Raw genomic sequence first — 6,448 nt, 5'->3', positions numbered from 1 at the left:
CAAGAACAGCAAACTGCAGAACTGATTTTCTCCATAAACTGAGTTATGGGATAGTAAAAGAGAACCAAATTATTATCTCGGAAGATCTCAGCATCCTGTCAATGTCAAATGCTCAGAAGAGCTCCAAAGGTATCTACGATGCTTCATGGGGTAAATTCTTCAGGATGCTGGAATATAAGGCCAGGAAGTTCGGCAAGATCTACCATCAGATAGAGAAGTATTTTCCGTCAAGCCAGATCTGCTCTGTCTGTGGACATAAGAATGTTAAGGTAAAAGATACTTCTATCAGGGAATTCGACTGCGATTGTTGCGGTCAGCATCATGACAGGGATATCAATGCAAGCATCAACATTCTTAACAAGGGATTACAGGAACTTGGCATAACTCGAAAATACGCTACAGGAACTAGCGGAATTGGTGTTTGTTGTTCTCCATAAAAGAACAGAAAACACTAACGTCCCCGAGATACGGGAAAAGGAAAGAAACAAAGAAACTCTTTCGTAATAACCCGAATCGATGAAACGGGAAGCCCCTTCCTTCAGGGAGGGGAGGTTCACTACCTGCACAGGGACACTGCGGCCAGCTTCAAAGAGGGCCTGGTGTGATGTTCCATGAAGGGTATATGGGTGCAGATATACTCTCAGTTCGAGAGGTTATGGAAGGTTATGGAATTATACCGGAAGCGCCCTGTCATCTATTCTGACCAGGATCATCTGAAAAAAAGCTCCACAGGATTCCTGCACGGGCTTTGTTTCACTAGGGAAGAGATTGCCATGGCACTTGACCTGAAACTACGGGAAGTAGAAAGCAATATTAAGGAATCGGTTTTGAACTGGCCCTTAAGGGGATTCTCAGGTTCAGTGACAACCTGCCCTCAAACATCGGCGATATCATCAATATCCGCGCTCCCGGGTGGCTGGGGAACAATGCATGCGGCTGTGCAAGGGTAGCGGTGGTCCGGTGCATCCCGAGGGATGACAAGTGCGGATTGCTGGTCCGGCTGCCGGAAGATACAAGCCCTGAACTTCCTGTCCTGGGAGGAAAGTGGAAGGAGGGGAAATGGTGGCGCTGCTGGATTATTGGTATGTGCCCTGAGCCACGACTCCGGTAATGGGACCAGCCTGGTCCATGGAAGTTCACAGGGGCATTATGTCTTTTTCCAGGAATCTTATCAGTTCCTTCTGGTCAAATCCGGGCTCGTATATGTTGTACTTTCCAAGCGGGCATCGTCCTGTCCTTTCAGGACCGTGGTAGTCCGAGCCCCCTGTCATCAGAAGTCCGTTTGCCTTTGATATATTGTACATGGTCTCTATCTGCTCTTTTGAGCTTTTCCCGTAAAACACTTCAAATCCGTCAACTCCGTAATTCACCAGTGTTTCAGCTACAGAGCACAGCATTTCCATGTTCTCATACATTTCCAGAGTCCGGAGCAGGTGTGCACAGATAGCTATGCCTCCTGCTTCATGTATTGCCCTGATGGTCTGTGCAGCAGGGAACTTTTTCATCTCAATAGCGTGGGGTGAAGTTTCAGCAAGCCACTGGTTATGGAAATCATAGTTGCTCATACCCTTGTTCACCACGGATTGTGCGATGTCGTGCCGGGTTGGAATGCCGCTGATATGTTCAAGGGCCTCACGGTCTATGATCCATTCGTGTGATTCAAGCATAGAACAAACATTGTCGCAATACTCGTCTGCGTTGCTCTTTGCCTCATCCATCATTCTCAGCAGTGCTTCCCCCTCCCTGTCAAATCCGTATCCAAGAATATGCAGTTCGATATCCGGAAATTCAAATTCGCTGGTGAACTCGATCCCGGGTATGAAGGTAAGACCCCTTTTTGCGCATTCCTTCTCCACGATATCAAGTCCTCCGATGGTATCGTGGTCTGTGATGCTCAGTGCCCACAGTCCCGATTCGTGCGCCAGTTTTACGAGCCTTGCAGGGTCCAGATCGCCGTCCGAAAAGGTCGTGTGTGAATGCAGGTCTACAATGTTCTCTATTTTTACACCCTCATGAAAGTAAAATGATTTAGAGAAAATATCATCTTTTATCTATATAAAGCGATTTGAATAATAATATTCGATAGTAACAAAAAAGGAGGATGAGGGTTTCCCCTCTGCATCTATGAGATTATCTCATCATCTGTCCTGATGCCGACAACCATTTCCACCGGGGAAACGAATATTTTACCGTCGCCAAACTTGCCTGTGCGTGCATTCAATTTGATCGTATCTATGACCGGGTGAACGTCCTCGTCGCCAATCACCATCTCGATCTCAACCTTTGGGATCATGTCGACCTTTATCTGTTTACCTCTGTACTGGAGGCAGATTCCTCTCTGAGCACCACGGCCTTTCACTTCATGCACTGTCATTGCGAAATATCCTTTTTCCTCCAGTGCTGCTTTGACATCATTCAGCTTCTCAGGCCTTATTATAGCTACTACTCTCTTCATTCGTATCACCTCAGGCTGTTGTGGATTCTCCATGCTGTGAGATATCCAGTCCCACGTATTCTTCTTCTTCTGTGACACGCAATCCCATTACCTTGTCCACTAATTTTGCCAGCAGGTAGGTCATGCCGAATGCATATGCTACAGCAACGGATGCGTCAAGAATCTGTATGAAGAGCTGGTTGACATTGCCATAGATCAGGCCGTCAACTCCTCCAATCGCTGCACTTGCGAATATGCCTGTCGCAATGGCCCCCCAGAGTCCGCCCATGCCATGGATGGCCCAGGCATCCAGGCTCTCGTCAAGGCCCCGGCGCACACGGAAGAGTAGTGCATTGTAACACAGCACACCGGCGACACCACCGATCAGTATTGCAGACATCGGACTGACAAATCCGCATGCAGGCGTGATGGCAACAAGGCCTGCGATGGCTCCGCTGATCATGCCCAGGGCGCTTGGTTTGCCCTTGATCCATGAAGCGGCCATCCACGTTATAGCACCTGCTGAGGCAGAGATCATGGTCGCCACAGCAGCGTTCACTGCAATACCATCGGCTGCAAGTGCGCTTCCGGCGTTGAATGCGAACCATCCGAACCAGAGCAGGGCTCCTCCGATCAGTGTGATGGTTATGTTCTCAGCTTCCATGCTGTACTTACCGTAGTCCATGCGGTTGCCGATAACAAGTGCAAGTGCCAGGGCGCCAAACCCCGAGCTGATGTGGACCACTGTACCTCCTGCAAAGTCAAGGGCACCGAGAGAATGGGCCCAGCCGCCTCCCCATGACCAGTGTGCAAGGGGATTGTACACCAGGGTTGTCCAGAGCAGTCCAAGCACTATGAACGAGCTCAACTTGATACGCTCTGCAACACCGGATGTGAGAATGGCAAGAGTGACACCTGCGAACACAAGCTGGAATACCATGAAGAGCATGTCAGGAATGCCTTCCCCGTCAAGTCCTACTCCCCGGAGTCCCACATGGTCCAGTCCACCTATGAACCCTGCTATATCTGTCCCGAATGAGAGCGAATAGCCAATAAGTATCCACTGGATAGCCACAATTGCAAGGGCTATGAAGGACATGGCTATCATGGATATGACGTTCTTCCTGCGGACCATCCCTCCATAGAAAAGCCCGACACCAGGCGCCATCAGCATCACAAGGGCTGTACATATTATTATGAAGGCCGTGTCTCCCGAGTCTATCGCCATTTTAAATCACCTTTTTTAACATCGATACCGCTTTTCTGAAAGATATTTTCATGGTTGTTTTTTCCATAAGCTCCACCAATATTTTTGCTAGTGTGTTATTGAAATAATGTTCCTACTTCCTAGCTTATAATATTTAAGGTTTTCTAAATACCAGTGTTTCAATACTGACTTCAAAATACTTCTCTTGGCACATGGATAGATGCTTTGCATTTCTCATTCCTGTTCAAAGGCTATTTATTTCTATATGGGTTATACCACTCCTATAAAGTTCATTTTATCATACATACGTACGGAGACTAAAGAATGGCAATCCACCCAATAGAATATCGCTATGGTACGGACGAGATGAAGCATGTCTGGAGTGAGGCGAACCGCCTTGAGAAGGTCATGAAGGTCGAGGCAGCGCTTGCCAGGGCTGAGGCAGATACAGGTCTTATTCCCCGGGAAGCTGCGGAAATCATCGAAAAGAGCATCAGTGCAGTGGAGATTAAAAGAGTAAATGAGATAGAGGACGAGATCCACCACGATATGATGGCTGTCGTGATAGCCATCTCTGAGAAATGCACCGGAGATGCCGGTAAATGGGTACACTTCGGTGCAACCTCCAATGATATGCTGGACACTGCAACTGCATTGCAGTTCAAGGAAGCCGTGGCAATTCTGGAAGAGAAGATGCACAGGCTGTTGGAAGTGCTGCTGGTACAGGCTAACGATCACAAGCATCTGGTATGTGCAGGCAGGACCCACGGGCAGATAGGCGTACCCACTACCTACGGACTGCGCTTTGCCATCTGGGCATCTGAGGTCGGACGTCACATCGAGCGCCTGGAGCAGCTCAAACCCCGCCTGCTGGTAGGACAGATGACAGGCGCTGTGGGAACACAGGCGGCTTTCGGCAAGGACGGCATAGAGATCCAGAAACGCTCCATGGAATACCTGGGCATCGGCTCCGTGGATGTTTCCAACCAGATCATCCAGAGAGACCGTCATGCAGAGTTCGTGATGTGGATGGCCAATACAGTGACCACACTGGACAAGATTGGTACTGAGATCCGCTCCCTGCAGAGAAGTGAGATCGCCGAGGTGGAAGAGAGCTTCAGGAAGAAACAGGTAGGTTCGTCCACAATGCCTCACAAGCGCAACCCCATCAAGTCCGAGCAGATATGCGGGCTTGCAAGGATAGTGCGCGCCATGGTGGAGCCGGAACTGCTGAACAACACTCTCTGGGATGAGCGCGACCTGACCAACTCTTCATGCGAGCGCGTGGTTTTCCCGGAAGCCTGCATCCTGACCGATCATATCATTAAACTTGGTATCGGCGTTATTGAGAACCTCAGGTTCTACCCCGAGAACATCCGTCGCAACCTGGATCTGCTCAAGGGTCTGAACATGGGAGAGGCCGTCATGATAGAGCTTGCAAAGCGCGGCGTCGGCCGCCAGGAAGCCCATGAGCTTGTGCGCTCCAGTGCAATGGAATCTCACGAATCTGGCAAACACTTCAAGGATGTACTGCTGGCTAACCCGGATGTTGCAAAGTACCTGAATGAAAATGATATCATCAACCTGGTGGACCCGGACAGGTACATAGGCACCGCTGTGGAACAGGTTGAAGCTGTCGTTGAAAAACTGAAGAGAAATTGAGCGAGGGTTTTGATAACCCTCTATATTATTTTTAGGATAAAGGTCCTTAATCTATCTTCTCGTATTTGGACGGAGGCGCTCCGCAGACCGGGCAATTGTCCTCAGGTTTGCCTTCGTGTGTGTGGCCACAGACACTGCAGACGTAGTAATCGACATCTTCGTTCTTTCCGATCTCCTCCAGGGCCTTTTCAAAGAGCCTGGCATGGATCTTTTCTACTTTGTTCGCAACCTCAAAGCTCCAGAGAGCCCTGTTGTCTCCTTCATTCTTTGCTTCTTCAATGAACTTGGGGTACATATCCTCAAATTCGTATGTTTCCCCGTTTATGGCCTCTTTCAGATTGTCCATTGTTGTCCCGATGCCACCCATGCGCTGAAGATGGTTGTGGGCATGGACCGTTTCTGCCTCAGCAGCAGCCCTGAATAGTTTAGCTATCTGAGGATACCCTTCCTGGTCTGCTTTCTTTGCAAAGGCCAGGTATGTCCTGTTTGCCATCGACTCGCCGGTGAATGCCGCTTTAAGGTTATCTATTGAGCTTATGTATATCTCCCCTTTGATTTTTAATGTTCTTTTACCCTATTTACCATCTCATATATTATTTTAGCGTCCAAAGTATCTGACATTCAACTATTAAAGTACCTGATAAGGCAGAGCGTGTGGAATATTGCGGACTGCTCATAGAATATAGGAAGTAAGCAGACTTTCAGAGGAGCAGCGGCAAAAAAGAAGCATTACTACAATACCGGCATGTCTGGAAATGACTAAAAATGAAATTGCTAACCGGGATGGCTAGCTCCCTTTATAATAATGGAGTAAGAAGACCACCGTTTTCAAACTCACGCTAAATCGAAGATTTAATGGGAGTTTCATTTCTTTGAAATGAAACAGGTGGATGAATTACGTCTATTCTCCAAAACGACGTTCCTTTGTAACTTAACACAAACTATATAAGCGTTAAATGCATATCTAAGTATTGTATGTTAAAAGCCTGCAAGTATAGAATGTGCCCTACAAAAGAACAGGAAGAATCGTTCTTCCAGCATTTCGGCGCATGCAGGTTCGTCTATAATTGGGCTTTAGAAAACAAAATCAGGTCATACGAACAGGGCGGAAAAGCAATATCAAGATTCTCTCTTAATAAAATGTT

At 48.0% G+C, this 6,448-nt stretch carries 9 protein-coding genes; 5 read left to right on the top strand and 4 right to left on the bottom strand.

Annotated features, from left to right (window positions below; all coding sequences use genetic code 11):
* From Q8J68_RS11570 to Q8J68_RS11560, 3 genes are all read left to right on the top strand, one after another.
* The coding region (locus Q8J68_RS11570; RefSeq protein WP_305311667.1) for an RNA-guided endonuclease TnpB family protein at positions 1 to 437 on the top strand (437 nt) is incomplete at its 5' end.
* Positions 438 to 611: 174 nt separating this feature from the next.
* On the top strand, positions 612 to 950 hold the full coding sequence (locus Q8J68_RS11565; protein ID WP_305311666.1) for a hypothetical protein: 339 nt from the start codon (positions 612 to 614) through the stop codon (positions 948 to 950).
* A gap of 2 nt (positions 951 to 952) precedes the next feature.
* Positions 953 to 1,111 carry a hypothetical protein gene (locus Q8J68_RS11560; RefSeq protein ID WP_305311665.1) on the top strand — a complete coding sequence of 53 codons (159 nt, stop codon included), beginning with the start codon at positions 953 to 955 and terminating at the stop codon, positions 1,109 to 1,111.
* A 25-nt stretch (positions 1,112 to 1,136) separates the two neighbouring features.
* On the opposite strand, the gene Q8J68_RS11555 is transcribed toward Q8J68_RS11560, so the two are convergent.
* From Q8J68_RS11555 to Q8J68_RS11545, 3 genes are all read right to left on the bottom strand, one after another.
* The gene (locus tag Q8J68_RS11555) at positions 1,137 to 1,982 is read right to left on the bottom strand and encodes a PHP domain-containing protein (protein ID WP_305311670.1); all 846 of its coding nucleotides are present in this window, start codon (positions 1,980 to 1,982) and stop codon (positions 1,137 to 1,139) included.
* A gap of 140 nt (positions 1,983 to 2,122) precedes the next feature.
* A complete protein-coding gene (locus Q8J68_RS11550; RefSeq protein ID WP_305311664.1) occupies positions 2,123 to 2,455 on the bottom strand; it encodes a P-II family nitrogen regulator in 333 nt (110 codons plus the stop codon).
* Positions 2,456 to 2,465: 10 nt separating this feature from the next.
* Entirely contained in the window at positions 2,466 to 3,662 is a 1,197-nt protein-coding gene (locus tag Q8J68_RS11545) for an ammonium transporter (RefSeq protein WP_305311663.1), read from the bottom strand.
* A gap of 303 nt (positions 3,663 to 3,965) precedes the next feature.
* On the opposite strand from Q8J68_RS11545, the gene purB reads away from it, so the two are divergent.
* Positions 3,966 to 5,303, top strand: coding sequence for an adenylosuccinate lyase (gene purB / locus Q8J68_RS11540; RefSeq protein WP_305311662.1), 1,338 nt, complete (start codon positions 3,966 to 3,968; stop codon positions 5,301 to 5,303).
* A 46-nt stretch (positions 5,304 to 5,349) separates the two neighbouring features.
* Here the strand turns inward: purB and Q8J68_RS11535 are convergent, their stop codons facing one another.
* Positions 5,350 to 5,841 (bottom strand): rubrerythrin family protein, encoded by a 492-nt coding sequence (locus Q8J68_RS11535; protein ID WP_305311669.1) that lies wholly within the window; start codon positions 5,839 to 5,841, stop codon positions 5,350 to 5,352.
* A 437-nt stretch (positions 5,842 to 6,278) separates the two neighbouring features.
* Here Q8J68_RS11535 and Q8J68_RS11530 point away from each other — a divergent pair.
* Positions 6,279 to 6,448, top strand: a 170-nt coding sequence (locus tag Q8J68_RS11530) for a helix-turn-helix domain-containing protein (protein ID WP_305311668.1), incomplete at its 3' end; no start/stop codon positions are given.

The organism is Methanolobus sp., assembly GCF_030682845.1.
GTDB lineage: Archaea > Halobacteriota > Methanosarcinia > Methanosarcinales > Methanosarcinaceae > Methanolobus.
This window is presented reverse-complemented; position numbering and strand designations above follow the sequence as displayed.

Bases quoted from the DNA above. Each gene is read 5' to 3' on its own strand.
- Q8J68_RS11545 (WP_305311663.1), bottom strand. From the start codon at position 3,662: ATGGCGATAGACTCGGGAGACACGGCCTTCATAATAATATGTACAGCC.
- Q8J68_RS11565 (WP_305311666.1), top strand. From the start codon at position 612: ATGAAGGGTATATGGGTGCAGATATACTCTCAGTTCGAGAGGTTATGG.
- Q8J68_RS11550 (WP_305311664.1), bottom strand. From the start codon at position 2,455: ATGAAGAGAGTAGTAGCTATAATAAGGCCTGAGAAGCTGAATGATGTC.
- purB (WP_305311662.1), top strand. From the start codon at position 3,966: ATGGCAATCCACCCAATAGAATATCGCTATGGTACGGACGAGATGAAG.